The organism is Celeribacter sp. (assembly GCF_048261515.1).
Lineage (GTDB): Bacteria > Pseudomonadota > Alphaproteobacteria > Rhodobacterales > Rhodobacteraceae > Celeribacter.
Genome location: NZ_JBLXFZ010000001.1, coordinates 76,788 through 103,353 on the forward strand (window position 1 = coordinate 76,788; position 26,566 = coordinate 103,353).

Consider the following 26,566-nt stretch of genomic DNA (forward strand, 5'->3'; position numbering starts at 1 on the left):
TGACGCCTATTCGGTAGGTAATGCGAATTGCATGGCGTGGATCACAAGGCGGATTTCCCCGCCCGTGAAACTGCCCCCCTCCGCCGTGAGGATCAGGTCTTCGGCCCCGTAATAGGTCACAGGCGTCCCCGTGATCCCGCGCAGCCACGCCCCCTGCATCAAGGACAGCCCCGACCCATATCGGTTGGCCGATCCCCCCACGCCCAGCGAGAAGCCCGTGGCCGTGCCCGTTATATCGGCGGTGACGCGGCCCGTGACGGCAAAGACCAATGATTGAGCGGGCAAGGCCAGTGCGACGGTGGAGGACGCCCCCGCCGTCACCGCGTGGTCGATCTCGATGGCCTGCGCCACCATGCCCGCGCCATGGGGCGAAAGCGTGAGCATCCCGCCTATCCACTGGCCACCGTCAAAGACCGCCCAAGCGCCCTGATCCTCCACATAGGCACGCATCCCTTGCGTCGCGGGAACAAAGGCCCAGCCCGCGTTGACAAAGATGGCGATCTGCCCCTCGTGCCCCGCCCAATCATTCACCGCGCCCGCAGGCACGCCATAGGCATCGCCCTCGGCGGGGGTGAGCGGCGGGGTGGTGGTCGTCACCGATTTGAGCGCCAGTTGCACCAAAGCGTCCAGACGCGCGAGCGCCTCGTTGACGGTGACGTGTTTCTGGGCCTGTGCAGGCGCGAGAAGCGGCAGGGAAAAACGGGTTGTATCAGGCATTGATCTCAATCCTTGTGAACAGGCCCGGTCCGAAGCTGTCGGACAATTGGGCGACTTCGATGGTGAACGGCGCGGTTGCGCCATCCGATGTCATTTGCGCGGCGGTGTAGCTCCATTCGGGCGCGATGGTGGTGGTTTCGCGCAGGATCACCCCGCCCTTGCGCACGCGCAGGAGATAGGCTTCCTGCGCCTCTGCGAGCGGCACTTCGAGCGACTGCCAACTGTCGCCCCCCTCCCGCGTGCGGCGCACCCATGTCACCGCGAGATCACCGCCCGATTGCGACGTGGCACGCAGGTGTGCGGGTGAAAGCGGGCGCAGCCCGATCCCCTCAAACGCCTCCACGCGGTGCTTGTAGGACGGATCGTCATAGGGGCGTTGCGCGGGGCCGATGCGGTAGTGACGCGCCAGCCCGCGGGCCGAGGCCGCGATGTCGATCTGGCGCAGCGCATCGTCGAGCAGCACCACGGTAGAGCCCGAGGGCCACGCGGGCGCCATATCGCCGTTCGGCCCCAGCCCGTCCGTCCCCGCCTGCCCGCGCAGCCGCTGGGTGATCTCGTAGGTGTCTGCGCCCACCAGCGTGGCATTGGCGAACTGGAACACCTCCCAGTTGCCGCTCGTCCCGTCGCCGATGGCCAAGGCATTGGCCCCGTTCAGCACCGCCTCCTCACTCGCACTCTCCAGCGACCCACGCGCCAGCCGCACCCGCAGCGGTGCACCGCGATCCCAAAGCGCTGATGTGGCCGCGTTCAACGGCGTCTCGGTCACGCCCATCGTCGCCCAATAGGGCAAGAGCGTGTTGAGCGCATAGCCTGCATCTTCCGCCGAGGAATAGACCGCCGCCGATCCAGACCACGGGGTTGCCACCGCCCCCACAAAGGGCGCGTGCGGCCCCTGATCCTCGCGCAAAAGCGGCAGGTCGAGAAAGACGGGCAGAACGGGCACAGCGGCGGCAAAGGGCCGTTGCGAGATGATCTCCTCTGTCGCATCCGATGGCTCCAGCGCGGAGGCATCCACGCGCACCGCTTCCACCTGTCGCGCAGCGCCCAGAAGCGAATGGTCAATGCGGTAGAGCGCCTTTCCCCCCTCTTCGGGCAGTTCGACCAGATCCCCCGCACCCAGCGCGCCGAGCGAGGGCGGCAGGGCAAAACGCGCGGTGTCACGGGCGGCACGCGATTGCGCCAGCCAGCGTTCCACCACCTGCCTGCCTTCGGCGCGGGTGAGCGCAAGACCCAACTCGGTCACGGCCACCGCGCGGGTTTCCTCGTCGGGATAGACCGCCTCTTCGGTGCGCACGGCGAATGAGCCATCCGCCTCGACAAAGCTCAGCCCCACCCGCCCCGCGATCTCTGCATCGGGCGCGCGGGTGCGCTCAATCACGCCTTCCATCTCGTCAAGCTGCGCCAGTTGCGGCTCTTCGAGCGCCTTGGACACCTTGCCATCACGGCTGCGGAAAATGAGCTTCCCGTCGCGCTCGATGGCGTCAAACCCGTAGGCCAGCATCAGGGGTTGGAGCGCTGCCCGCGCCGTGCCGACCTCGGCCAGTGAATAACCGCGCAAGACGCCCCAGAGCTGCGACGTGTCCACCTCCGTGACACCAGAGCGGCGGCAGATCTCGCGCACCACATCGGCCAGCGACCGGTTGCCCGCCCGCCCGTTGAGCCAGTGGCCCTTGACGTAATTGCCCCCGTCCGACCACACCGAGGTGGCATTGGGAAAGGCTGGATAAGGCCGCGCATCCCACGCCCAGACATGGGCGCGGTCCATATCAATCATCGGCCCGCCATAGACATCCGAGACGGGGTTATTCGCGGGATCGGTCCAATAGGCCGATTGCGCCCGCAGATATTGCAGCATGATGAAATCATCACGCCGCCCGTTGGAGAACTTCGGCATGTCGCTTTCGGATGACTTGGGATCAAGGAATTTGTTGGGTTCATTGGTCCCCTTGTCGATAGCCGCGCAGCCAAGCTCGGTGAACCACACGGGCTTCATGCGCGGCTCCCACGCGGTCGGCGTCTCGATCCGCACGCCGTTTATGCGCTCGTGGTGGTCGTTCTCCCACCAGTTGCGAATGTCCTTGTAGCGCCATATCCAGTCCTCACCGTGCAGCCCGTCACGGATCGGCGTGCGGATTTGCGCCGCCTCGTGTTCGGGATGGGCGTAATACCAGTCGTATCCCTCGCCGCCTTCGATATTGGCCTTGAGGTAGTCGAGGTTGTAGATCGACCCCCACGCGGCATCGGCATGGTCCTCGCCATCGCGCCAGTCGGAAATCGGCATGTAATTGTCGATCCCGATGAAATCGATGTTGGGATCGGCCCAGAGCGGATCGAGGTGGTAGTAGAGATTGCCTTGGAACTGGTAGCCGAAATATTCCGACCAGTCGGCGGCATAGCCGATTTTCACGTCTGGTCCGAGGATGGCGCGCACATCGGCGGCAAGCTGGATCAACTGGTCCACGGCGGGAAAGCCGCTTGCCCCTTGGATCGTGGTGAGCGAGCGCATTTCCGAGCCGATGCAGAAACTATGCACACCACCCGCCAAGGCGCACAGATGCGCGTTGTGCAGGATCATGCGGCGGTAAGAGTTCTCTGACGGCCCGACATAATCCACCCTGTCGCCATTGGGGACGAAGTCGGAGATCTGCGCCGAGCCGAAGAAAGCCGCTACCTCCGCATCGGCGGCGGCGGTGCCGTTGGGGCTGCCCGCCTGATCTGGCGCAACCGAGAGCGTGATCCGCCCGCGCCACGGCAGGTGCGGTTGCCCCACCCCGCCCGTCCAAGGATCGGGCAGCGTGTTGTCGCCCATCTGGTCCATCAGGATGAACGGATAGAACATCACCTCGCGGCCCGCGTCATTGAGCGCCGTGATCGCCTCGATCACCGATTGGTCGGTGGGGGTGCCGCCGTAGATCACACGGTCACCTTCGTCGCGTGGCAGGACAGCCGCCGTGGCGCGGGTCAGGCCAGAGACAGTCCACGGCATCGCCGCGCCGTCCTTCTCGGATTGCTCCACCTTGGGCTGGATCTCGCAGGTGCCGCAACGCAGATCGCCTCCAAACCACGAGACCACCAGCGAAGTCGCCTTTGCGGCGGGCAATTCGCCCAAGAGGTCATCAAGCGCCGTGGCGAAGTTGGTCTCGCCCGAGGCGGAATGCACGTTGGTCGCCTCCGCCTCACCCAGCGGCCCCTCGAAATAGACGGGCGTGGTGGCCAGCGCATATTCCCCCGTGCCAGGGATCATCGACACCCCGCGCACGATGTGGTTGAGGTCGGTCTGTTCGGCCCCTTGAGCCGCCTGCGCTTCGACCACGCCTTGCGGCCCCTGCGGGAGCGCGGCGGGGGTTTTGCCCTGCGGCTGGTCGGGGCGCACCACCTCGAAGGTGAACTGCGGCACGCGGTTGCCATAGGGCGCAAGGTTGAGATCCTCGATCACCACATAGGCAATCCCGCGATAGGCGGGCGCATTGCCAACCCCTTCCACCGCCTCGATTTTCGGATCGGGAAGCTGGTCCTCGCCGCCCGTGTAGACGCGCATGTTGATGTCGGCGGGGCTGATCTCCTGACCATCGGCCCAGAGGCGTCCGACCCGCGTGATCTCCCCCTCGCACAGCGCAATGGCCAGCGAGACCGAGTAGCTGTATTGCGTCACGCTCGGCGTGGCTGCAGCCCCTTTGCCGCCCCCGCCCGTGGTGGTGCGCGTCTCGTTGAAACGGGTGGCCCAGATGACCTGCCCGCCCACGCGCATCCGTCCGTAGACCTGCGCAATCGCCGCGCCCTCAGACGCCCCCGTCAGGCGGAAGCGATCCACGCGCCCTGTCTCCACGGCCTGCGATCCCGCGCCCATAAGGCGCTGGTCAATCGTCTGGCCGATGGTCGCGCCGATCGCGCGTCCGATGACCACCGAGGACAGGCCCAGAACCCCGCCGCCGATTGAAGCTCCTGCGGCGGCCCCTGCTGCTGAAAGAAGAATAGTCGCCATCAGTGACCTCCCGTGAACGGATAAGCAAAACAGGCGACGATGCGCCTTTGCCACGGGGCGCCAAGCGGGCTTTCGACCACCCCGTGCGCCGCGTAGGCATGAATGAATGTGGGCGCGTCACCGCACGCGCCGATGATGCCCAGATGTTTGGCGACCGAGCCTTCACGCATACGGAACAGCACCACGTCACCCGCCGCAATCTCCGCCCGCGCCTTGGGTCGCATCAGGCGGCTGGCAGCCGTCCACAGGCGCTCCTCGCGCTGCGGCTCTGACCAGTCGGGCGTATAGGCGGGCACGGGAAAAGGCACCGTTCCACACAGCTCGCGCCAGACCCCGCGCACCAGTCCCAGACAGTCGCAGCCCGCACCGCGCACCGCCGCCTGATGGCGGAAGGGCGTGCCGATCCAGCCGCGTGCGCAGGCGACAATTTCCGCACCTGTTACGCGCGTTTTAGCGGTCACATCCATCACAGACTCCCGCCGTCATTGGCATCGCTGGACGCGGGATAGGCGGCGAGCCAATCCTCACCCGGAACATGAGGAAAGCCGCGAAAGTTGTTGAAATTGTTGAACTTCAATCGACATGTCTCGCTGCGCTTGTCGCAGCCCGCCTCGATACGCACCCGATCCCCCGTGGCCACCTCCGCGCGCAGCGGCGTCCACAATTCGACGGTGCGTGCCACGCCCGTCAGGCGGTCGTTCTTGACCAGTCCGACCAGACCCGCCGCCGCCCCCGTCTCCACGACGAAGCGCCCGCGCTCGAACCAGCGGTCGTCAAATCCCGTGAGACCAGTGAAGCGGAAAACCCGCGCCTCCTCGACCTCCTCAACCGCCACCCTGACGGACAGGCCCGGAGCATCGAGATCGACCGTGCACCGCCCGTCGCCCAGAACCGCCGAACAGGCCGAATGATAGACCCGCCCCTGCGGCTGGTTGAGCATCTCGGTCAGCCCGCGCAACTCCGCGCGAAAGCCCCCCGCCCCGCGGGTGATCTCGCCGAATGTGCCGTTGAATTGCAGCACACGCTGGTCGGGATCGCGCCAGTTCACCAGCCACGCCCTGACCCGCGCCCCGTCGAAACGGCCCGCCTCGATATCCGCCTCGCGCACCGCCGCCGAGGACAGCGCGCCGAGGCTTTCGGTATTGTCCACCGACAGGCCCGTGGTCTGCTCCAGCGCCAGCGCCGTGAGGCCCGTATCGGCCTTGAAGGTGATCCCCTCGAACGTCAGATCAAGGTCGTGATCGGTGAACCCGTAGGTCGTCCCGTCAGCCCGCGTGACCGCCCATGCGTGGCAAAGCGTTGTGTTGCCGCTTTCAAGATGGTCGCGCAGGTCGGCGGGGAAAAACTCGCTTGGCGTCGACATCAGACCCGCACCTCCACGACTGGCACATTGGGGGCTTCCCCCGCCTGAAACGAGGCCACGGAAGTGGCAATGCGGTCGGTGTCAAAGCGCACGGGCACGTCGAACTCGAAACCCGCCGTAACCTGCACACCCTCTTCGGGCGGGGTCTCGAATGTCACCAGCCCCGTGTCGGTCGCGATGGACCAGTGGATACCCTCCTGCAACTCCTGCCCCTGCACGCCGACACGCACCGTACCGAAAACGGGTTTGTAGATCGGGCGCAGATAGGCGGCCTCGCCCGAGGCGTAGCGCTTGTGCAGACGGAAAACGGTGGTGTCCCCGTCGCCCGAGCCAATCACCTGATCGTCGAATGAAATCTCCTTCGACGCGGGGCAGGATTTGTAATCCGACCAATCCTTCCAACGGAAGCCGTAGACCTGCCCCTGACGCGCCTCGAAGAAGGCAATCAGCGCCTCCAGATCGTCGAGCGAACGCATCCCCAGCCCCGCGTCATAGCGGCGGCGCGAATGCGCCCAAGGCGTGTTGCGCTCCTCGAAACCGTTGGCGAGCGTGACCACTTCGGCGCGGCGCTCTGGCCCGCCTACAGAGCCGAAACTCAGGTTTGCGGGAAATCTCACATCATGAAAACCCATCGGTCATCCTCCTGAAAAGTAACGTTTCTTCGCGCGGGGACGCTTAGCGGTTGCGTGATCCGCGCCCCATGATGCGGCTCATCTGCGCGGCGATCTGGGAGTGCGAGCGGCGGAAACTCTCCACGTCGGGGGTGGAGATGTTCATGGTGATATTGACGGGTTGGGTGCCGCCCGTTGCCCGCACGCCGAGCTTGCCACCTGCGGTGCGGGTGAGCGGCATGATCGCCTCTGGCCCCGCCTCGCCCATCAGCCCCGTGCCGCCGCGCATCGGAAAGGCCGTGGCCTGCGAAACGATGCCACCACTGGCGAAGGGCTGCACACGGCCCGAGGCGAAGGCCCCGCCGTTGCCAAAGGGCAAAAGCCCCTGAATAACCGCCTCCAGCCCCGTGCCGAGAATGCTCCCTGCGTGACTGGTGACGGGTTTGAGCGCGGCATTATAGGCGGCGTCCAGCATGGAGCGCCCCACGCCCTTGAGCGCATCGGCCAGCGTGTCACCGTCGAACACAAGCCCGTCGATGGCGCGTTTGAGACCGCGCGACATGGCGCTTTCCAGCGAACCGACCTCGCGCTGCGTGTCGGCAATGGTTGCCTGAAAACGGGTGAGTTGCTGGTTGAACGCCGCCGCCATCGCCTCCGCGCCGCCGATGCTCTCCTCCATCCGCGCCACGCGGTCCTCGAAACGATCGAGCCCGTTGATGTCATCCATCGCTCTTGTCCTCTCTCACAGGGGCGGCATCCGGATAGGCGCGCGCCAGTTCGTCCAAACGGGAGCGGCCCATCGGTGCCGTGCCCGACCCCGCTCCCAGCATCAGCAGAAATTCGGCGGGCGTGAGCGCCCAGAACTCCTGAGGTTTCAGCCCCAGCCCACGCATCCCCGCCCGCATCAATGCAGGCCAGTCAAAGCCGCTGTTCCTGTCATCCATCAGTCCCGCCATGACGCGCCCTCCCCGCTCATCCAGGCACCGTGAAAGCCCGCGCCAGAAGCTCCGCGCCAACACGCGCCGCTTCCAAGGGGCCGCCCTTGATCTCGGCAGTCAGAATGTCGTCATAGCCACCGCGCCAGCCGCCACCGCGCAGACCCGCCACGACCACGCGCAGCACATCCGCCGAGGAGAACCGCCCCGCCTCATAACGCTCCACGAGCGCCACCAGCGTGTCGGCCTCCAGCCCCGCCTCCAGTTCGGCCAATGCGCCCAACGTGAGCTTGAGCACATGGCGCGAACCGTCGAGCGTCAGGGCGACTTCGCCTTGATACGGGTTGGCCATGGCGATCAGTCCGCAGTGAAGGTCAGTTGACCCGCCGAAGCCATCGCCAGCTCATAGGTCGCCTCGCCGTTATGGCTGCCCGCGTATTCGATGGCGGAGATGTGGAACGGCCCCTCGACGATGCCGAAGTCGGGGATGATGACCTGAAAATTCGGCACCTCGCCGTCAAAGAAAATCTGGCGGGCGCGTTCGTCGGTATTGGCGTCCTTGAAAACACCAGAGCCGGAGATTTCCGCGCTTTTCACGCCCGCGCCGCCCAGCAACTCGCGCCAGCCGCCGCCCGATTCCAAAGAGGTTACATCGACGCTCTCGGCATTGAAGGAGATCCGCGTGGCGCGCAGCCCCGCGATGGTTTCAAACTGACCTGCGCCAGTCATATCCAGCTTGATCAGTAGGTCTTTTCCGTTTTGGGCCACCATGTTGTCGTGCTCCGTTTGCTAGTGTGATCAGTTATCTTCGACGCGTGCACGGAACCGCAGATCGATCCTGCGCACGTCGCTGTTTTGAACGCGCCGCGCCTTGGCGGAGAGGAAGTAAAGCCCCACAAGCGTGCCGCGCGTGAGGGTCAGATCGGCATCCACCAACAGGTCCGAAATCCGCGCTGCCACATCCTTGGCCGTGAGGAACCCAGCCGCGTCGGCAACCACGCTCACGGTGAAGTCGTGGCGTGCGCCGTGGCCTGTCTTGTCGGAGGCGTCGGTGACATCCTCGGGGCCGAGGCTGACGTAGAGTGCGGGCACGGTGCCTGTGGGCGGCGCGTCGAAAATCGCGGTGCCCACGAGGCTTGCGAGGATCGTATCGGCGCTCAACGCCTGATAGAGTGCCGTTTGCAGGGCGGGAGAAACGCCATAGCTCATGATGACACCTCTTCTTGTGCGTGACAGATCAGGTAGTGGCCCTGCGCATCCGCCTCGGCGACCGAGAGAATGCGATAGGTGCGACTGCCTTCGGTGAATCGCTGGTCGGGTTTGGGGCGGCGTGGCGATCCCACGGGGGCGCCACGCACATGGATGCGCATTGGCACGCGGGAGACGGTGACGAAATCGCGCGACCCCTCAAAGCCCGACAGCGCCTCGACGCTGGCCCAAAGCGTGCCCAGAGGCACCCATGTCTCGACATAGCCGCCCGCGCCATCAGACGTGCGCTGCGCCTCTTCGAGCACCAGTTTGCGGTTGAGACGGGTAATCGCGCTCATCGGCCCCGCCCTCCGAAAAGCCGCATGTCGCGGTAACGGTCGGTCAGCGCGGCGACACCGAAGGGCATCACGTCACGGTCGGTCGCTGTCTCGTGGCGGTATTCGTAGTAATGCGCGGCGAGCAGGAAAACAGCCTGCGCCAGATCGGCGGGCACATCGTCCCATGTCGCGCCGAACCCTGCGGCAAACGCGATCCGCGCCTTGCCACCCACAGGGATCGAGGGCAGCACAAAGCCAGACGCACACAGGCGCGGGCGGTGCATGTCCTGTTCGAGCATGTAACGGGCGGGATCGATCAGGGTCTCGCCGCCCGCACTATCGACAATCACAAATGCGGTGATCGCGCTCACGGGGGCCACGGGCAGCACCTGCGCCCCCAGATCGCGCCACGCGCCCAGCGAATAGGCATAGTCGCGCTGCAATAGCGCCTTGGCGGTGCGCCCCTCAATGGCCGCCATAGCGGCGCGCAGGTAGGTCTCGATGACCCCGTCCTGCACCGCGTCATCGGCAAAGCCCGTGCCGAGGCGCAAATGATCCTTGAACGTATCCAAGGGCAGCGCGGCGACGGGAACTTGGCTTTGCTCCATCAACATCATTGCTTCTCTCCGGATATGGTCCCCTCAGACCGTGGTGCGGGTGGGGATGCGCGGCGGCCGACCCCGTGTCGCTCGGACGGAGGGGGAGCAGCTAGACAACACGGGACGGCATGATCGCCGCGCATCCTGTGCCCCCGCCCGACCGCCAAGGGTCAGACGGGAGCGGTCATGGCCGGATCAGGCGATGCCGAACTTGAGCAGCTTGATCGCCGCGAAGTCGGACACGTCACCGCCCACGCGCTTGGTGGCGTAGAAGAGAACGTGCGGCTTGGCCGAGAAGGGATCGCGCAGGATACGCACATCGGGACGCTCCGCGACGGTGTAGCCCGCGTTGAAGTCGCCAAAGGCAATGGCGGCGGCGTCCGAGGCGATGTCGGGCATGTCCTCGGCGATCAGCACGGGATAGCCCATCAAACGCGCAGGCTCGCCCGCGGCAAGACCGTCCGACCACAGGAAGCGGCCATCGGCATCCTTGAGCTTGCGGACCTGACCTGCGGTCTTGGAATTCATCACGAAGGTGCCGTTGGCGCGGTATTGCGCACCGAGCGCATAGACCAGCTCGACAATGGCGTCAGCGGGGTTGAGCGCGTCGAAACCGCCGTCCGTGCCCGTGGCGACATAGCCCAGGCTGCCCCATGTCCACGCATCGTTATCAACCTGCGCATGGGCGAGAATGCCCGTGGGTTTGTCGACGCCATCCCCGTTGATGAAGGCGGAGGCTTCGGCGCCCGCAAACTTGTCGGCGATACGCGCGGCGAGCCAGCCCTCGATGTCAAAGGCCGCGTCATCAAGCAGGCGCTGCGAGGCTTTGGGCAGGGCCGAAAGCTCGTAGAGCGGGATGGAGATCCGGTCGATGGTGGGCGTGGCGGTCTCGGCAACGGAGCCCGTCTCGGAGACCCAGCCAGAGCCAAGATCAGTCGTGTCGATCAGCACGTCATAGGAGGTCGCCTCCACGTTGACGACATTGGCAATCGAGCGGATCGAAGCGGTGGATTTCAGCACCGTCTGAATCGTCTCGGAGGTCTGGGGATCGACGAGGTAGCCGCCATCGCCATTAACGGCGGTGGACATGGATTTCCCCTCCAGCGCCAGCCCGCGCAGGGCATCGTCATCGCCGTTGCGCACATAGGTCTCAAGGGCGGTTTTGTGGGAGAGGTCCACATCCGAAGATGCGGCGAGGGCCGGACGGCCAATGGTTTGCGATTTACGATCAAGCATGGTCAGTCGCTCTTCCTGTTCTTGAAGCTTTGTTTTAATTTCGGACTGAAAGTCCTTGAGATCACTCATGAAACCAGCCAGCGCGGTCTTCACCTCTTTGGCCGGCCCGGCCGTGGCATCCGGCATACCGGTCCCGACCCGAGCTTTCGTCTCGGTTTTGCTCATCCAAACAATCCTTCGTTTTGCTGGTGTGTTGCGGGTGAGTGCGCCGGCCTTAGTCACCCTTGGCCAGCAGCTTGCGGGCGCCCGTCAGGGCGTCTGCGAGATCGCGCATGATAGCCTCGGCCTCGACGGGGTCGGCCCCCTTGGCCTCGGCGGTAATGCGCGCTTGGGGAAGCATCGGGAAGGTCACGAGCGACACTTCCCAAAGCTCCAGTTCGGACAGGACGCGCGCGCCCGTGTCATTCTTGTGCGCCTTCACCGTGCGGTATCCGATCGACAGACCGTCGATGGCCCCCGCCTCGATGAGAGAGACCGCCTCGCGGCCCTTGGCGATGTCGGTGAGCAGCCGCCCCTTGACGAAGAGACCGCGCCCGTCTTCGCGCACCTCGTCCCAGATCCCGATGGGTTGGGTCGGGTCGTGCTGCCACAGCATCTTCACCGTGCGCCCCTTGGCCGCGAGCGCATCCAGCGAGCGGGCATAGGCCCCCTTGGCCACCACGTCGCCGCCCGTATCCCGGACGCCGAAGAGCGAGGCGTAGCCTTCGATCCTCACGCCGTCCTCGACCACCAGCTCCCCGCCAAGGCGGCAGAATTTGTGCTCAAGACCCGTGTTCGCATCCATCTGCATCTTATGCGTTCCCTTCGTTTTCGTCGGTGTCCTGCGCCAGCGGCGGCAATCCGAGCATCGCGCGTTTCTCCCCGTCGGTGAGGAAGGCGGCCTCGGCCACGCGCTTCCATTGCTGGTCGCGTTCGGCGGCCAGTGCGGGGACTTGATCAAGGTCGGGTTTGAGCGTGATCTCCTCGCCCGCCATCTCCGAGAGCCAATGCCCCACGGCCCCCGTCACCTTCGCCACCAAGGGCAGAACGGTCAGACGGTAGAAGGCGCGGTTGGCCTCCAGATAGTTGGCGTAGGTCGCATCTCCAGGAATGCCGACGAGCATCGGCGGCACGCCGAAGGCCAGCGCGATCTCGCGGGCGGCGGCTTCCTTGGTCTTCTGGAACTCCATGTCGGAGGGCGAGAACCCCATCGGCTTCCAGTCCAGCCCCCCTTCGAGGAGCATCGGACGGCCCGCGTTGCGTGCGCCTTGGTGGTGGCTTTCCATCTCGCCCAAGAGGCGATCGTATTGATCCGCGCTCATCGTGCCCGTGCCATCCGCGCCGCGATAGACAATCGCGCCCGAGGGACGCGCCGCATTGTCGAGCAGCCCCTTCGACCAGCGCGAGGCAGAGTTATGCACGTCAATCGCGGTTGCCGCCGCTTGCAGGGGTGAAAGACCATAATGATCGTCGGCGGGGTGGAAATTCTTGATGTGGCAGATCGGCGTGAAACCCTCCTCGATCACGAAGCGGTGCTTGCGCCCGCCGACCGCATATTCGTAGGCCACGGGCCAGCCATCCGCGCCAGGCACGAGGCTCATACGATCCGAGCGCAGCACGTGCAATTCCTGCGGTGCCTCGCCTCCCGCGCCTACGGCCTCAAGATAGCCGTTGCCCGACAGAAGGATCTGCGCATAGAGCGCCTCGAACAACTCGACCCGCCCCTGCGCGGGGTTGGGACGGTTCAGCACGCTCAGAAGCGGGTGCATCTCGAAACGCTCGGTGGCATTCTGCATCACCAGCGGCAGGGCGCTGGCGGCCTCCGCAATGAGCTTGACCGAGCGGTAGCCGACGGGGTTGCCCGTAAAGCCCACGCGGGTGAGCGTCACCGTATCGCGCGAGGACCATGCCACATGCCCTGCACCCGACATCGCCGCGACGACAGGCCCCGTGGCGGAGGCCTTCACCTCTTCGGGCGCGGTTGCGCTGCGCTTGAGAAAATGGAACATCTGTCTGTCATCTCCTGTATTGACCGCCCTTGGTGGGCAAGGCCCGTGGCGTCGTTGGGGAGAGTTCTAAGCGGCAGGGTGAAAGAAGTTCTAAGGAGGGCGTGCGCTGCGCCGTGTCGGGCGCAACACCGCCCTATTTTTCACGCCTAAACAATATCTTACAAATTCCCGCCGCGAGACGAGGTGTTGCGCACCCCCTGCCCGACCACCTGCCCCGCGCCCGAAACAAAACGGGCCGCCACGATTTCCCGTGGCGACCCGTTAACCCTGCTTCCGATCCCGTTGCTTTACCCCAATGTGCGAATGCGCGGCTCCATCGCGTTGCTGGCGGGCAGGATCATCACCTCATGCACCGCCCAGACCAGCGCGTCGAGACGGTCGGGCGAGCCGCCGCCCTGATAGCCGTGGGCGCACATCTGCACCATCTGGTCCTCAAGATCGCCAAGGCCGCGCGTATGCGCCACGCGCCCCTGTTCATAGAGCGCGGCCACGGGTTCGGCACGGGCCGATTTGCCGCGTGTGGCCCGCACGGATTTATAGGGGGCCAGCGGATCGATCTGGCGCAAGAGCGTCTCGACCAGATCGCCGCCCTGATTGACCTCAGCGACGATCTTCTCCGCCTGCCAGCGCCTCGCGGCCTCCAGCGCAGCGCGCGCCCAAACCATCGGAGCCGCCCCGCTCACCGTGGCGTCCTCCAGTACATAGGCCCTCCACTCCTGCGGCGGGCCTTGCGTCACCGCGCCCACCACGACGATCCCGCATTCGTCGGAGGCCGAATGCCCCGTCACGGGCGGATCGACGGCGACGACGATACGGTCAAGATCGGGCACTTCGCTGACCCGCCCCGCCTCAAGCTGCGCCATGGACCACAGCGCGCCCTCCTCCTCGTCGAGAAGCGCACCGTCCAACTCCTGCCGCCCCAACCGCGTGCCCGCATAACGCGCCCTGACCTCTTGCAGGAAGGACGGCGCGAGGTTGGCGGCATTGGCCTCGGTCGGCGCATGGGTCATCACCGTGCTTGGCGCGTCGATGATCTCTTTGAGAATGCCGACATTGCGCGGGGTCGTCGTCACAACCGCGCGGGGATCGTCGCCCAGACGCAGCCCGAATTGCAGCATGTCCCACGCCCCGCGCGGGTCTTTCCACTTGGCCAACTCGTCCACCCAAGCCGCATCGAACTGCGGCCCGCGCAGCGCCTCTGCGTCCGAGCCTGAAAACACCATCGCCTCCGCCCCGTTGGGCCAGACCAGCGCGCGCCGCGTGGCCACCCATTTGGGGCGACGGTCAGGCGGGGAGCAGGCCAGAATGCCGCTGTCGCCAAAGACCATGACTTCGCGCGCCTGATCGTAGGTCTCGCCGATGAGGGCCACGCGCTTGGCCCGTCCCGCCTCAAAGGGTTTCGATCCCTCAAGCATCGTTCGCACCCATTCGGCACCCGCCCGCGTCTTGCCCGCGCCGCGCCCGCCCATGATCACCCATGTGCGCCAATCGCCGCTGGGCGGCAACTGGTGGTCCAGCGCCCAAGCGTCAAAGAGGAAAGGGAGCGCCATCAGCGCCCCCTCGTCCAACTCGTCAAGAAACGCGCGCTGTTCGCTTTCCCCTTGCTCGGCGAGCCAGGAGATCAACGATCCGAGCGCGGGAGGCGTCGAGGTCGAGGTCTCCGGGCAGGAGTTCCCCGCGTTTGCGTCGTTCTGTTTCAATGCGGTCCCTTTCGATCATAGCCTGAGCGTGAGCGCGTTTGAGATCGGCGATCAGGGGTTTGATCTCCCTCGCCGCCCCTTTGTCGCCCGAACGCAGGTTCTCGATGGTCTCCTTGAGATCCTCGATCGCCCAGTTGAGTTGATCGACGATAGCCTCGTCAAAAGTCTCGTCGATGTTGGTCTCATCCCCCACAGATGAAGTCACTTTCATGATTTCTGCCTCTCATGCATTGGTTGGTCTCCGCACGAGAAACGTCGGATCGGTCCGCTTTGGCCGCTGTTTGGTCTGGCCGCCACGGGTGTGTCCGAAGGCGATCACACCCCCTCAGGTGTCGTCGCATCGGGCCACCCGACCCACGCTTTCCAGCATGGGTTCCACTGTGGCGCATATTGGTAAGAGGAAGGTTTGTGCGGCGTGCGCAGGGGGTAAGGGCTTGTTAACCCCTCAGGGTCGGGCAAGGATCGGGCCGCCTTCGGCGAGGATATTTGAACCAAGAAAAAGCGCCGCGCGGAGAGTGTCCACGCGGCGCTTTATTCATAATTTTATCAGAGGTTTATTCGCTTGCGCGTTCCGCCTCGATCTCGCGCCAGCGGGCGACGTTGGCGTTGTGTTCGGCCAAGGTCTCGGCAAAGGCGTGACCGCCCGTCCCGTCCGCCACGAAGAAGATATAGGGCGTATCATCGGGATCAACGGCAGCACGTAGCGACTCCAGACCAGGGTTGGCAATCGGTCCCGGCGGAAGCCCCGTGATCTGGTAGGTGTTATAGGGGCTGTCAGATTGCAACTCGGATTGGCGCAATCCGCGTCCCAGATAGCCCACACCATTGGTCACGCCATAGATCACCGTCGGGTCGGTTTGCAGACGCATTCCCTGATTGAGACGGTTCACAAAGACAGAGGCCACCTGACGGCGCTCCTCGGCGATGCCCGTTTCCTTCTCGATGATGGACGCAAGCGTCAGCATCTCCTCGGGCGTCTCGATGGGCAGGTCGTCGTCGCGCTCGGCCCAGACCTCGGCGATCCGCGCCTCTTGCGCGGCAACCATGCGGGCGATCAATTCGTCCACATCCGTCCCCTCGCGCACCTCGTAGCTGTCGGGGGCGAGCATCCCTTCGGGCGGCATTTCGTCGGCTTCCACCGATCCTGTCAGCACGTCCACCGACTTGAGGCTTTCCACCACGCGCCAGACGGTTGTGCCTTCGGCGATCAGTACGCGGTAGCGGGTGTCGCTTTGTTCGCGCACCTGCGTGAAGCGGTCGGGTGTTTCCACCTCCTCTTCGCCGCCAACAAGGAATTCGGCAGTTTCAACATAGCTCTGCGTCGCGGGATCAAGTTCGCGCACCTGCACTTGAGTGCGGTTCACGCCGATGCGGTAGACCACTTCCGTGCCACAGGTCGAGGCGCCACCACGGGTGATGATGTCCACGATCTCTTCCATCGACGAGCCTTCGGGAACGAGGAAGGCCCCCGCTTTCAACTGCTGCGTCTTGTCGGTGTAATCAGAGCCGATACGGAAAATCCGCGCATCCGTCACCGCGCCCTGTTCAGCGAGCTGCTGGGAGATGCGATACATGGTGGAGCCGGAAGGCACCCGCACGCAGATCGCCTCTGCGAGCGGTCCTTCGCCCGTGTATTGCTTCTGCCCCCATGCGACGACACCCGCCGCCGCAATCAGGATGACGATAAACAGCGTCAGGAAATTCGACGCAATGGCGCGCCACATCAGTCAGTAACCCGCTTCATCACGAGGGAGGCGTTGGTGCCGCCGAAGCCGAAGGAGTTGGACAGCGCCACGTTGATCTCGCGTTCGCGCTTGGTATTGGGCGCGAGGTCGAGTTTCGGCTCAACGGCAGGGTTGTCGAGGTTGATGGTCGGCGGAGCCACTTGGTCACGGATCGCCAACAGGCAGAAGATCGCCTCAACCGCACCCGCCGCACCGAGCAGGTGCCCGATGGAGGATTTGGTGGACGACATGGTGGCTTTCGACGCTGCATCGCCCATCAGACGCTCAACCGCGCCAAGCTCGATGGTGTCGGCCATGGTCGATGTGCCGTGCGCGTTGATGTAGTCGATATCGGCAGGGGTCAGACCCGCACGCTTGATCGCCGCATCCATCGCGCGATAGCCGCCATCGCCATCGGAGGCAGGTGCGGTGATGTGATAGGCGTCGCCAGAGAGGCCATAGCCCACGATCTCGGCATAGATTTTCGCGCCACGCGCTTTGGCGTGTTCGTATTCTTCCAGAATAACAATGCCCGCGCCCTCGCCCATCACGAAACCGTCGCGGTCCTCGTCATAGGGGCGGCTGGCCGCTTTAGGATCGTCAGAACGTTTGGTGGAAAGCGCCTTACAGGCGTTGAAGCCCGCAATACCCAGCTCGCAAATCGCCGCTTCCGCGCCGCCCGCGACCATCACATCCGCATCACCCAGCATGATCAGACGCGAAGCATCGCCAATGGCGTGCGCGCCTGTGGAACAGGCGGTCACAACCGAATGGTTCGGCCCTTTGAAGCCGTATTGGATGGAGACCTGACCCGAAATCAGGTTGATCAGGGAGCCGGGAATGAAGAAGGGCGACACGCGACGCGGGCCCTTTTCCTTGAGCAGAATGGCCGTATCCGCAATCGAGGACAGACCGCCGATACCCGACCCGATCAGAACACCCGTGCGCAGACGGTCTTCCTCGTCCTCGGGTTTCCAGTCGGCATCACTCAGCGCCTGTTCAGCCGCCGCAATCCCGTAAAGGATGAAGTCATCGACCTTCTTCTGCTCTTTCTTGGGCATCCAGTCATCAGGGTTGAATGTCCCGTCAGACCCGTCGCCACGCGGCACTTCGCAGGCATAATCGGTGGCCAGATGGCTCGCATCGAACCGCTGGATCGTGCCCGCGGCCGATTCTCCAGCGAGCAAACGGCTCCAGGTTTCATCCACACCGCATGCCAGCGGCGATACCATTCCCAGTCCTGTGACGACTACTCGGCGCATGTTCTGCCCCCTCTAAGATTTGGTTAAACGCTTATTACACGGGCTTCGCCAGCGATGAAAGGGGCGAGCGTAAACCGAGAAGATCATCTCCCAGATTTCGCCGACCTAATGGGCGGCGAGAGGCCGAGCACGTGTGACATCACGTCCATGCCGGAAGGTGGGCAATCGACCTTCCCGTCACAATTGTCAGGACACTGGACGCATACGTCAGCGCGAACAATCTACGCTCAGCGTCAGGCGGCCAGAGCTACCGCCTCGAAACGGCGCAGCACAGGTCGGGCAAACGGCACAACTGCCTCAACAGGCGCACCGTCCGACAGCGCAAGTTCAGGGAAAAGCGCCAGAATTTCATCACGCGCCTCGCGTTCCATGGCGTTCACCATACGCTTGGCGGGATGGAAGCTCTCACTCTGGACGCCATTAGAGTTCACAACTTGATGGCGATCAAAGAGGATATGGCAATAGGTCACATCCGTGCAGTCCTCAGCCACACACACCCCGTCAATGAGCCCCACCAGATGTTTGGCCGCGACCAACACTTCGGACGTTCCGAACATCAACTCCACCCGCGGATCACGGATCAAAAGGCGGTGATTGGGTGACAGCCACAAATCTTGCATGGGGCGCCCATCACCAAAGGCCCCCTTGGGCACCACCACGGGCTTCCACTGCGGGCGGGCCTGCAACTCCTGTGCTTCTACCTGCCGCTGCCCTGCCCAACGGAGCGGTTGGGGGCCGTCATCCAACGTCATCACGAGATCCCCCTCGCCAAGCGTTTCGACGGGGACAGACCCTGCGGGCGTTTCGATCAATGTGCCCGCCGCAAAACAGGCCAACATGATATCATCAAGGATCAGCGCGGATTCCATCCCGCCATAGCCATGACCGCCCCGAAACTGCAAGATCGCACCATCATAGGGAGAGGTGAAGGTGATAACGACCGTATTGGTTTGGTCATTAGAAACACTCTCATAGCCCAGAGTTATGCGGTTGCCGGGCGTGCCATCGGCATTCAGTTCTATGAGATCAATATTGAGACCGAAGCCGCCGTCTTTCGTTCCCATCTCTGCCATAGTGAAGGTCAGCGTATACTCCTGACCTTCCGTCAGATGAACCTCTTGCCGCAGCGTATCGTTGTTAGTGACATCATTATCTCCCGAGCCGAAGACAACCCAACCGTTCGTCTCGTCATAGGAGGGCGCGGTCTCACCGCCACCTTGGACGCTCCAGCCTGATAGGCCGTCGGAAAAATCACCGTTTTGAAGAATAGCCACCGTTTGCTTCCCGTCGAAACTGGCACACAGGAAACGGACCAGACAAAACCAAATATGGCCAGTCAGGCAACGCTTTCTGCGAGCTTATGAAAGTTCAGAATTTAAATGGGCCGATAACGCACAACTTCAAGAAGAGCGACCGCCCACAGCCAGAGACGTTACGTCAAAGTGCGCTAGCTCAGTTCTAGCCGTTACATTCCCGCCACACAGGCACACGCAAAATATGCAACGTAACGCACACTGAACACTCACAGCGCTCCAGAAAATGAAATCGGCGCCACCCCGAAGGGCAGCGCCGATTTAAATCATTCCATGATCCGTCCGTTCAGGACGCTCAGGATAGGTCGCTTAGGACGCTTCGGTGATGAACTTCACCGCATCGCCGAACGTCTGGATGGTCTCGGCTGCGTCATCAGGAATCTCGATGCCGAACTCTTCTTCGAAGGCCATAACCAGCTCAACAGTGTCGAGGCTGTCTGCGCCGAGATCGTCGATGAAGGAGGCGGACTCGGTCACTTTGTCCTCTTCAACGTCGAGGTGCTCGACAACGATCTTTTTCACGCGATCTGCGATGTCGCTCATATTCTTTCCTCACAGTTTGGGGCCCGATGCCCACTTTTTTCGGTCTTGGCCCTCGGGCCGCTTTATCATGTCGGAACAAGTGGAGCCAAATCAACCCCTCGCGCCCGTCATGAACCATGGCGACCCTCACTGGCCGCCACGGCAATCTGCGCCCCCTTTAGCACAATCATAGCGCGGGGCAAATCATTTGTGGCCTTATCCACAGCGCCTTTCACATCCCCCCGAAGCGGGGGCTGCGTGCGCCTAGAGCATGGCCATACCGCCGTTGACATGCAAGGTCGCACCCGTGGTGTAACCTGCCTCGGCAGATGCGAGATAAAGCACCGCTGCGGCGATCTCTTCGGGCGAGCCCATGCGGGCGGCGGGAATCTGCACGTTGATCTTTTCTTTTTGATCGTCGGTAAGCTTGTCGGTCATCGCGGTGGCGATGAAACCGGGGGCCACACAGTTGACCGTGATGCCGCGCGAAGCAACCTCATAGGCCAGCGATTTCGACATACCGACCACGCCCGCTTTCGAGGCGGCGTAGTTGGCCTGACCGGGATTGCCCGTCGCGCCCACGATGGAGGAGATGTTGACGATGCGGCCCCAGCGGGACTTCATCATGCCACGCATCACGCCCTTGCACAGGCGCATGGTGGAGGTGAGGTTGACGTTGAGAACGCTTTCCCACTCGTCGTCCGACATGCGCATGAACAGTTGGTCGCGGGTGATCCCTGCGTTGTTGACCAGAATATCGACCGACCCCATGGCCTCGACCGCCTGTTTGGGCAGCGCCTCTACGGCGTCCTTGTCGCTGAGGTTGCAAGGCAGAACATGCGCCCGCTCGCCCAGTTCCGCAGCCAGCGCCTCAAGCGGCTCGACCCGCGTGCCCGAAAGCCCCACCGTCGCACCTGCGCCATGCAGCGCCTTGGCAATCGCGCCGCCGATGCCGCCCGACGCGCCCGTTACAAGCGCATTTTTACCTGTCAAATCAAACATATCTCGTTCCTTCTCCAGACGCCGTGCGCCCTTCATCTGTTCTTACAATATCCTGCTGGGGTGCGGGGATGCAAAATCCCCGCGTGTCCCGCGCCTCAGCCCTTCAGCTTGGCAATATCATCAGGCGTGCCCACGGCGGAACAGGCGATCTCGCGGTTGATGCGGCGCACCATGCCCGACAGCGCCTTGCCCGCGCCGATCTCCCAGATTTCCGTGACACCGTTCTCGCCCATGTATCCCACGCTCTCGCGCCAGCGCACCGAGCCTGTCACCTGCTCGACCAGAAGCGCACGGATGGTGGCAGGGTCGGTCACGGGGGCGGCTTTGACATTGGCGACCAACGGCACAACGGGGGCTTTGATGTCCACATCGTCCAGCGCATCGGCCATGACCTTGGCGGCAGGTTCCATCAGCGCGCAGTGGAAGGGTGCGGACACGGGCAGAAGCACCGCGCGTTTCGCGCCCTTCTCCTTGGCGATCTCGACGGCACGCTCCACGGCGACCTTGTGGCCCGAGACCACAACCTGCCCCGGATCATTGTCATTGGCGGCTTGGCAGACCTCGCCTTGAGCGGCCTCTTTGGCCACTTCCGTCACGGTCTCGAAATCCAGCCCCAAAAGCGCGGCCATCGCGCCGACACCCACGGGCACGGCTTTTTGCATCGCCTCGCCGCGAATGCGCAGAAGGCGGGCCGTATCGCCAATGGTCAGCGATCCCGCCGCTGCCAGCGCCGAATATTCACCAAGCGAATGCCCCGCCACATAGGCCGCATCGGTCACGGCAAAGCCTTCTGCCTCCAGCGCACGAAGTGCCGCCAAAGACGTGGCCATCAGCGCGGGCTGCGCGTTCTGCGTGAGGGTCAATGCCTCGATCTCGCCGTCCCAGATCAGCCCCGACAGGCTTTCCCCGAGCGCCTCGTCCACCTCGTCAAAGACCGCCTTGGCGGCAGGATATGCCTCCGCCAGCGCCTTGCCCATGCCGATGGTCTGGGCACCCTGCCCTGGAAATACAAACGCGCGCGCCATGCTCGCTCCCTCGTTTTGTCTCGTATTGGATCAAATTGTCAGAGATCAGGTCTACAGGGGTGCTGACCTTGGGGCAAGAGCGTGAAGGCGGTGACAGAGGCACCAAGCACGCAAAATCCGCCCGCCCGAACGGCGAACAACGGACGAAGGCAACAAAGGCAGCCCCGCCCGCACGTGTGATTGCAGCTATTGAAAACGCGCGGCTTTTTGCATTCGGGTGAGTCTCCGCGCCCCATAACAGAGCGCGGCATGGTGAAACCCCTACAGGACAACCCTGTGACGAATGGCTCCGCGCGCGACTTCCGCGCCCTCGTCCACATCCGCGCTCGCCTGCGCCGCGTCGTGCCTGATGTCCCAGTGCAGACGCTGTCGGAGCAATTGCATCTCTTCATTACCGCCCCGAACCAGCGCGACAGTTTGTTTCCCACCGTCATAGCGCAATCCCAGACGCGCTATGCCAGCAGGCAGAATGGAGCGTTTCACGTAGAGGGACGAAACCTCATCGAATCCCACGACCGAGGCCAGTTGGAAATGGTCCTTGCGGTTGCGCCAGACCACACGCACCTCCTCGCGGTCGAGATCGACTTGCACCTCACGGGCCAAACCGCGTGCGCTCAGATGGAAAAGCGCAATCGCCGTGAGACCGAGAGCAACGCCCATAAGTGCTTTGATTCCAACGAGATCGACAGCAAGACTGGATCCGGGAAGGAACCACATGCCCGCCATGCCAGCAACAGAGGCAACAGCGCCAGCAAGGGCAAGACGCTCAAGCAAAGGGGCCACACGCGCTACGATATTGCGCGCGACAAGGCGGTATCCCCACGCCGTGCGTTCATGCTCGATCGCGCTGTAACGCGCGTTGAGGTCGCGCAGGCCGTGGTGTGACGCGCTCAAAGGATTGGTCGACAAATCTGCCATCGTCTCTCTCGCCTTCTTCTTCCGTTGGGGATTTGTCCCACCGAAAAACGGCATGATTATGGTTAATTGCGGCAATCTCGCGCCGAAATGCCGCCACTTCCCCAACGTCAACCACCTGCCGCCACCCCTGCCCGCGAAAACGGCGCGAAACCTCAACTTTTTCTGACAAAAACGCGCATTTTGGACGCCTTTTCGCTTGCGTGGGCGCCCGCGCCCCTTATAAGGGCCAAATCTCCGCGCATGTATATGAACCGCGTAGTCTCTCGTGGTCGGGAGCGGAGTGTCAGACCCGACCTATGAAATGCGCTTGAAAAAACTGGAGTAGCTATGCCGCTATACGAGCATACCTTCATCGCGCGTCAGGATCTTTCCAACGCGCAGGCCGAGGGCCTCATCGAACACTTTGGCACCGTTCTGGCCGACAACGGCGGGAAACTCGTCGACAGCGAGTACTGGGGCGTCAAAACGATGGCCTACAAGATCAACAAGAACCGCAAGGGCCACTATGCCTTCCTGCGCTCGGATGCTCCCGCAGCAGCCGTGCAGGAAATGGAACGCCTGATGCGTCTGCATGACGACGTGATGCGCGTCCTGACCATTAAGGTCGACGAGCACAAGGAAGGCCCCTCCGTCCAGATGCAGAAACGCGACGAGCGCGAAGAGCGCCGCCCGCGCCGCAACTGATCTTTTAGGAAAGGACCGAACACATGGCCGCTAAACCGTTTTTCCGCCGTCGCAAAGTCTGCCCGTTCTCTGGCGACAATGCTCCCGCGATCGACTACAAGGACACACGTCTTCTGCAGCGCTACATTTCCGAGCGTGGCAAGATCGTGCCCTCCCGTATCACCGCAGTATCCGCTAAGAAACAGCGTGAATTGGCTCGTGCCATCAAACGCGCCCGTTTCCTCGCCCTGCTGCCCTACGCCGTGAAGTAAGGAGACAGACCCATGGACGTTATCCTGCTCGAACGCGTGGCCAAACTTGGCCAGATGGGCGAAGTCGTTTCTGTTAAAGAAGGCTACGCTCGCAACTATCTCCTGCCGCAGCAGAAAGCTCTGCGTGCTTCCGAGGCCAACATCAAAGCCTTTGAAGCCCAGAAAGCACAGCTTGAAGCGCGCAACCTTGAGACCAAGAAAGAAGCCGATGCGCTGGCCGCAAAGCTCGATGGCGAGAAATTCGTCGTCATCCGCGCTGCCTCCGATTCGGGTTCGCTCTACGGCTCCGTCACCCCGCGTGACATCGAGGCCGTTGTTTCCGAGGGTGGTTACACCATCTCGCGCAAACAGGTTGTGATCGGTGATCCGATCAAAGAACTTGGCCTGCGTGACGTGAGTGTGCATCTGCACCCCGAAGTGGAAGCCACCATCACCCTGAACATCGCGCGCTCCACCGAGGAAGCCGAGCTTCAGGCGGAAGGCAAATCCATTCAGGAACTCGCAGCCGAAGAAGAAGCTCAAGCCGAGTTTGAAATCTCCGAACTGTTCGACGACATCGGCTCCGCTGCCGAAGACGACGAAGAGCTGGCCGAAGCCGTTGAGGCGACGACCGAAGAGGCTTCCGACGACGAAGAGTAATCTTCACTCAGATGATTTTGGAAAGGCCCTGCCATTTGGCGGGGCCTTTTCTTTTGCGTAGGACATTTGAGTATTTGAGCTGCAATGAAGAGGCGAATGGCCAGTGCCACGGAACGCGAGGGTCCTGATGCACGGGAATTTCGCGGCTCCTCGCGCGATTTTCCGCCGCTTGCCCCCTGCCCCCTTGGCAAGCGCGGCCTAGCGTGTTGACCTGCGGGGCATCTGTTGGAGACTGCCTCATGATTTCGCGCCGCTTTGTCATCCTCGCCCCGCTCGCGCTTGCCGCCTGTGGTGCAGCCCCCGAGACGTCACGCCGTGGCTACAACCCGCCGCTCTTCCCCAACGAGACCCCCGAATTGCGCGCGCTCATCAACAAATGGGCGGACCACTACGAAATCCCGCGCGAGTTGGTGCATCGTCAGGCCGTGCGCGAAAGCACGCACCGCCCCTGGGCGCGCAACGGGCCTTACTGGGGCTTGCTGCAAATCCTGCCGCAGACCGCACGCACCATGGGCCACCGCGGCCCTGCGAGCGAATTGCTCGACCCTGATGTAAACCTGAAATACGCGGGCAAATACCTGCGCGGGGCCTATATCGTGGCCGATGGCGATATCGACGGGGCGATGAAATGGTATGCGAAGGGCTATTACTACGAGGCCAAACGCAAAGGCCTGCTCTACGAGACGGGCCTGCGCAGCTGACCCGCGCGGTCTATCCGTCGCAGTGGAAGGGCAGGAACGATCCCGTCGCCCCTTCTCCCACCATCATCAAGGATAAGGCATCGGCAACGGCGCGCTCTGCATCGCTCACAGGGCACACCGTCCCGCGTGTTGTGCAGCCCGTCGCCATGAAGGCGCTGTTGCCCTTCTTGAACGGCTCCGAGAGCCCCTCAAGCGTCCCGCCATCGGTCATCATGTCCCATGCATTGATATAGAGCGCGCATTTCTGTGCCGTCCATTCAGGAGAAATGGCATGGGCGGGGGATGCAAGCAGGAGCATCCCGAAAACAAGGCGGAGCATCTGTGCGTTGATTCCTTAAATCAGAAGGCCGCCCCTGAAACGGAGCGGCCACTGTCCCTCGCTCTTTGGCGAGATGCCTTTCGGGAAGGCCGAACTCGGTCGGCCTGCCCTGTCGGCAATTATTCGTCGTCGAGCGCTTCGACGGCTTTTTCGAGATCCTCTTTGGAGACCTCTTTTTCCGTCACATCGGCGTTCTCGGCAATCCAGTCAACGACCTTGTCTTCAAAGATCGGAGCCTGAAGCTGCTGGCGCATCTGGGCGTTTTTCTGAACGAATTCGAAGAATTCACGCTCTTGGCCCGGATACTGGCGCGCTTGGTTCATCACCGCTTGGGTGAACTCGGCGTCGGAAACCTGAATTTCCTGCTTCTGACCGATGTCGGCGAGCAGCAGGCCAAGGCGCACGCGGCGCTCGGCGAGTGTGGTGTGCTCGTCGGTCACGTCGATCTCGCCGTGATCGTGGCCCTGATCCTCGGGGTTTTCCTCGTGGTAGAGCTGATGCGCGATCTGCTTGGCTTCCGCCTCGACAAGCGAAGGCGGCAGGTCGAAGGAAACCTTGCCATCGAGTTGGTCGAGCAGCGAACGCTTCATCACAGCGCGCGAAGCACCCGCGTATTCGTTTTCGAGACGCTCGGCGATCTGTGCCTTGAGACCAGCGAGATCTTCCGCGCCGAATTTCTTGGCCAGCTCGTCGTCAATCTCGGCCGCTTTGGGCTCTTTGACGGCTTTGATGGTGCATTCGAAAACGGCAGCTTTACCCGCGAGGTTGGCGGCGCCATATTCCTCGGGGAAGGTCACTTCGACGTTTTTCTCTTCGCCCGCTTTCACGCCGACGAGTTGCTCCTCGAAGCCGGGGATGAAGGAACCGGAGCCGATGACCAGCGGGTAATCTTCCGCAGCACCACCCTCGAAGGGTTCGCCATCAACCTTGCCGAGGAAGTCGATCACAACCTGATCGCCATCTTTGGCTTTGGAGCCTTTCTTGCGGTCTTCGAAGTTCTGCGCGGTTTCGGCGAGGTTCTTGAGCGCGTCGTCAACTTCCGTGTCGCCAGCCTTCACAACGAGCTTTTCGAGCTTGATGCCAGAAAGGTCAGCCTCGGGGATCTCGGGCAGCGCTTCATAGGTCATGTCGACCACAACGTCGTCGCCCTCTTTCCAGTTCTCGCCGTCCTGCATGACCACATTGGGTTGCAGCGCGGGCTTGTCGCCCGACGACTCGAAATGGTCGTTCATAGCGGCGTCGACAGTTTCCTGCATCGCTTCGCCGAGAACGCGGGGGCCGAACTGCTTCTTGAGCAGAGCCATCGGGACTTTACCCTTGCGGAAGCCCTTCATCTCGACTTCGGGCTGGGCCTCTTTGAGCTTGGCGTTGACTTTCTCGTCCAGCTCGGCGGCGGGGATGGTGATCTGATAGCCGCGCTTCAGACCTTCGTTGAGGGTCTCAGTGACCTGCATCTTGGCGTCCTTTTTACGTCTCGTCTGCGTATGCAAAGGGCCACGCTCAACGCGCGCCCCATATAAATCAGCCGCCGTTCTAAGGAGCGAGGCCT

The 26,566-nt window shown here is 63.0% G+C and carries 30 protein-coding genes; 4 read left to right on the forward strand and 26 right to left on the reverse strand.

Annotation, left to right across the window (positions count from 1 at the left end):
• Window positions 1-6: 6 nt before the first annotated feature.
• The 24 genes from ACN0SC_RS00360 to ACN0SC_RS00475 all read right to left on the reverse strand — a co-directional run bounded on the left by ACN0SC_RS00360 (window position 7) and on the right by ACN0SC_RS00475 (window position 22,423).
• Window positions 7-717 carry a DUF2793 domain-containing protein gene (locus ACN0SC_RS00360; RefSeq protein WP_417247680.1) on the reverse strand — a complete coding sequence of 237 codons (711 nt, stop codon included), beginning with the start codon at window positions 715-717 and terminating at the stop codon, window positions 7-9.
• Complete coding sequence (locus tag ACN0SC_RS00365; RefSeq protein WP_417247681.1) at window positions 710-4,699, reverse strand: baseplate multidomain protein megatron; 3,990 nt, start codon at window positions 4,697-4,699, stop codon at window positions 710-712. The genes ACN0SC_RS00360 and ACN0SC_RS00365 overlap by 8 nt, the downstream gene beginning before the upstream one ends.
• On the reverse strand, window positions 4,699-5,166 hold the full coding sequence (locus ACN0SC_RS00370) for an NlpC/P60 family protein (protein WP_417247682.1): 468 nt from the start codon (window positions 5,164-5,166) through the stop codon (window positions 4,699-4,701). The genes ACN0SC_RS00365 and ACN0SC_RS00370 overlap by 1 nt, the downstream gene beginning before the upstream one ends.
• On the reverse strand, window positions 5,166-6,062 hold the full coding sequence (locus tag ACN0SC_RS00375) for a DUF2163 domain-containing protein (RefSeq protein ID WP_417247683.1): 897 nt from the start codon (window positions 6,060-6,062) through the stop codon (window positions 5,166-5,168). Before ACN0SC_RS00375 ends, ACN0SC_RS00370 begins: the two co-directional genes overlap by 1 nt.
• Window positions 6,062-6,694 (reverse strand): TIGR02217 family protein, encoded by a 633-nt coding sequence (locus tag ACN0SC_RS00380; RefSeq protein ID WP_417247684.1) that lies wholly within the window; start codon window positions 6,692-6,694, stop codon window positions 6,062-6,064. Before ACN0SC_RS00380 ends, ACN0SC_RS00375 begins: the two co-directional genes overlap by 1 nt.
• Window positions 6,695-6,737: 43 nt before the next feature.
• Window positions 6,738-7,400, reverse strand: a complete 663-nt coding sequence (locus ACN0SC_RS00385; protein WP_417247685.1) for a phage tail tape measure protein — start codon at window positions 7,398-7,400, stop codon at window positions 6,738-6,740.
• Window positions 7,393-7,629 carry a rcc01693 family protein gene (locus ACN0SC_RS00390; protein WP_417247686.1) on the reverse strand — a complete coding sequence of 79 codons (237 nt, stop codon included), beginning with the start codon at window positions 7,627-7,629 and terminating at the stop codon, window positions 7,393-7,395. Before ACN0SC_RS00390 ends, ACN0SC_RS00385 begins: the two co-directional genes overlap by 8 nt.
• A 16-nt stretch (window positions 7,630-7,645) precedes the next feature.
• Window positions 7,646-7,960: a gene transfer agent family protein gene (locus tag ACN0SC_RS00395; protein ID WP_417247687.1), complete on the reverse strand. Its 315-nt coding sequence runs from the start codon at window positions 7,958-7,960 to the stop codon at window positions 7,646-7,648.
• 5 nt (window positions 7,961-7,965) lie between these two features.
• On the reverse strand, window positions 7,966-8,379 hold the full coding sequence (locus tag ACN0SC_RS00400) for a phage major tail protein, TP901-1 family (RefSeq protein ID WP_417247688.1): 414 nt from the start codon (window positions 8,377-8,379) through the stop codon (window positions 7,966-7,968).
• Window positions 8,380-8,406: 27 nt separating this feature from the next.
• Window positions 8,407-8,817, reverse strand: coding sequence for a DUF3168 domain-containing protein (locus ACN0SC_RS00405; RefSeq protein WP_417247689.1), 411 nt, complete (start codon window positions 8,815-8,817; stop codon window positions 8,407-8,409).
• Window positions 8,814-9,155 carry a head-tail adaptor protein gene (locus tag ACN0SC_RS00410; protein WP_417247690.1) on the reverse strand — a complete coding sequence of 114 codons (342 nt, stop codon included), beginning with the start codon at window positions 9,153-9,155 and terminating at the stop codon, window positions 8,814-8,816. Before ACN0SC_RS00410 ends, ACN0SC_RS00405 begins: the two co-directional genes overlap by 4 nt.
• Window positions 9,152-9,751 (reverse strand): head-tail connector protein, encoded by a 600-nt coding sequence (locus ACN0SC_RS00415; RefSeq protein WP_417247691.1) that lies wholly within the window; start codon window positions 9,749-9,751, stop codon window positions 9,152-9,154. Before ACN0SC_RS00415 ends, ACN0SC_RS00410 begins: the two co-directional genes overlap by 4 nt.
• Window positions 9,752-9,928: 177 nt before the next feature.
• Window positions 9,929-11,134, reverse strand: a complete 1,206-nt coding sequence (locus ACN0SC_RS00420; RefSeq protein WP_417247692.1) for a phage major capsid protein — start codon at window positions 11,132-11,134, stop codon at window positions 9,929-9,931.
• Window positions 11,135-11,183: 49 nt separating this feature from the next.
• On the reverse strand, window positions 11,184-11,753 hold the full coding sequence (locus ACN0SC_RS00425) for an HK97 family phage prohead protease (protein WP_417248530.1): 570 nt from the start codon (window positions 11,751-11,753) through the stop codon (window positions 11,184-11,186).
• Between the two features lie 7 nt (window positions 11,754-11,760).
• Window positions 11,761-12,957, reverse strand: a complete 1,197-nt coding sequence (locus ACN0SC_RS00430) for a phage portal protein (protein ID WP_417247693.1) — start codon at window positions 12,955-12,957, stop codon at window positions 11,761-11,763.
• A 287-nt stretch (window positions 12,958-13,244) separates the two neighbouring features.
• On the reverse strand, window positions 13,245-14,507 hold the full coding sequence (locus ACN0SC_RS00435; protein ID WP_417247694.1) for a DNA-packaging protein: 1,263 nt from the start codon (window positions 14,505-14,507) through the stop codon (window positions 13,245-13,247).
• Window positions 14,508-14,529: 22 nt separating this feature from the next.
• Window positions 14,530-14,868: a hypothetical protein gene (locus tag ACN0SC_RS00440; RefSeq protein ID WP_417247695.1), complete on the reverse strand. Its 339-nt coding sequence runs from the start codon at window positions 14,866-14,868 to the stop codon at window positions 14,530-14,532.
• 343 nt (window positions 14,869-15,211) lie between these two features.
• Window positions 15,212-16,381, reverse strand: a complete 1,170-nt coding sequence (mltG, locus tag ACN0SC_RS00445) for an endolytic transglycosylase MltG (protein WP_417247696.1) — start codon at window positions 16,379-16,381, stop codon at window positions 15,212-15,214.
• A complete protein-coding gene (fabF, locus tag ACN0SC_RS00450) occupies window positions 16,381-17,643 on the reverse strand; it encodes a beta-ketoacyl-ACP synthase II (protein WP_417247697.1) in 1,263 nt (420 codons plus the stop codon). Before fabF ends, mltG begins: the two co-directional genes overlap by 1 nt.
• A gap of 233 nt (window positions 17,644-17,876) precedes the next feature.
• Window positions 17,877-18,917: a Hint domain-containing protein gene (locus ACN0SC_RS00455; RefSeq protein WP_417247698.1), complete on the reverse strand. Its 1,041-nt coding sequence runs from the start codon at window positions 18,915-18,917 to the stop codon at window positions 17,877-17,879.
• 348 nt (window positions 18,918-19,265) lie between these two features.
• On the reverse strand, window positions 19,266-19,499 hold the full coding sequence (locus ACN0SC_RS00460) for an acyl carrier protein (RefSeq protein ID WP_344847382.1): 234 nt from the start codon (window positions 19,497-19,499) through the stop codon (window positions 19,266-19,268).
• A 243-nt stretch (window positions 19,500-19,742) separates the two neighbouring features.
• Window positions 19,743-20,480 (reverse strand): 3-oxoacyl-[acyl-carrier-protein] reductase, encoded by a 738-nt coding sequence (gene fabG / locus ACN0SC_RS00465; RefSeq protein ID WP_417247699.1) that lies wholly within the window; start codon window positions 20,478-20,480, stop codon window positions 19,743-19,745.
• Between the two features lie 95 nt (window positions 20,481-20,575).
• Window positions 20,576-21,505 (reverse strand): ACP S-malonyltransferase, encoded by a 930-nt coding sequence (gene fabD / locus ACN0SC_RS00470; protein ID WP_417247700.1) that lies wholly within the window; start codon window positions 21,503-21,505, stop codon window positions 20,576-20,578.
• Between the two features lie 261 nt (window positions 21,506-21,766).
• Window positions 21,767-22,423 (reverse strand): hypothetical protein, encoded by a 657-nt coding sequence (locus ACN0SC_RS00475; RefSeq protein ID WP_417247701.1) that lies wholly within the window; start codon window positions 22,421-22,423, stop codon window positions 21,767-21,769.
• 327 nt (window positions 22,424-22,750) lie between these two features.
• On the opposite strand from ACN0SC_RS00475, the gene rpsF reads away from it, so the two are divergent.
• The 4 genes from rpsF to ACN0SC_RS00495 all read left to right on the forward strand — a co-directional run bounded on the left by rpsF (window position 22,751) and on the right by ACN0SC_RS00495 (window position 24,698).
• Complete coding sequence (gene rpsF, locus ACN0SC_RS00480) at window positions 22,751-23,107, forward strand: 30S ribosomal protein S6 (RefSeq protein ID WP_417247702.1); 357 nt, start codon at window positions 22,751-22,753, stop codon at window positions 23,105-23,107.
• Window positions 23,108-23,130: 23 nt separating this feature from the next.
• Complete coding sequence (gene rpsR, locus ACN0SC_RS00485) at window positions 23,131-23,358, forward strand: 30S ribosomal protein S18 (protein ID WP_005852865.1); 228 nt, start codon at window positions 23,131-23,133, stop codon at window positions 23,356-23,358.
• Between the two features lie 12 nt (window positions 23,359-23,370).
• Complete coding sequence (gene rplI, locus ACN0SC_RS00490; protein ID WP_417247703.1) at window positions 23,371-23,997, forward strand: 50S ribosomal protein L9; 627 nt, start codon at window positions 23,371-23,373, stop codon at window positions 23,995-23,997.
• Window positions 23,998-24,236: 239 nt separating this feature from the next.
• Entirely contained in the window at window positions 24,237-24,698 is a 462-nt protein-coding gene (locus ACN0SC_RS00495) for a transglycosylase SLT domain-containing protein (RefSeq protein WP_417247704.1), read from the forward strand.
• 10 nt (window positions 24,699-24,708) lie between these two features.
• Here the strand turns inward: ACN0SC_RS00495 and ACN0SC_RS00500 are convergent, their stop codons facing one another.
• Both ACN0SC_RS00500 and tig read right to left on the reverse strand, forming a co-directional pair.
• On the reverse strand, window positions 24,709-25,017 hold the full coding sequence (locus tag ACN0SC_RS00500; RefSeq protein ID WP_417247705.1) for a hypothetical protein: 309 nt from the start codon (window positions 25,015-25,017) through the stop codon (window positions 24,709-24,711).
• Between the two features lie 119 nt (window positions 25,018-25,136).
• Window positions 25,137-26,471 (reverse strand): trigger factor, encoded by a 1,335-nt coding sequence (gene tig, locus ACN0SC_RS00505; RefSeq protein ID WP_417247706.1) that lies wholly within the window; start codon window positions 26,469-26,471, stop codon window positions 25,137-25,139.
• Between the last annotated feature and the right edge of the window lie 95 nt (window positions 26,472-26,566).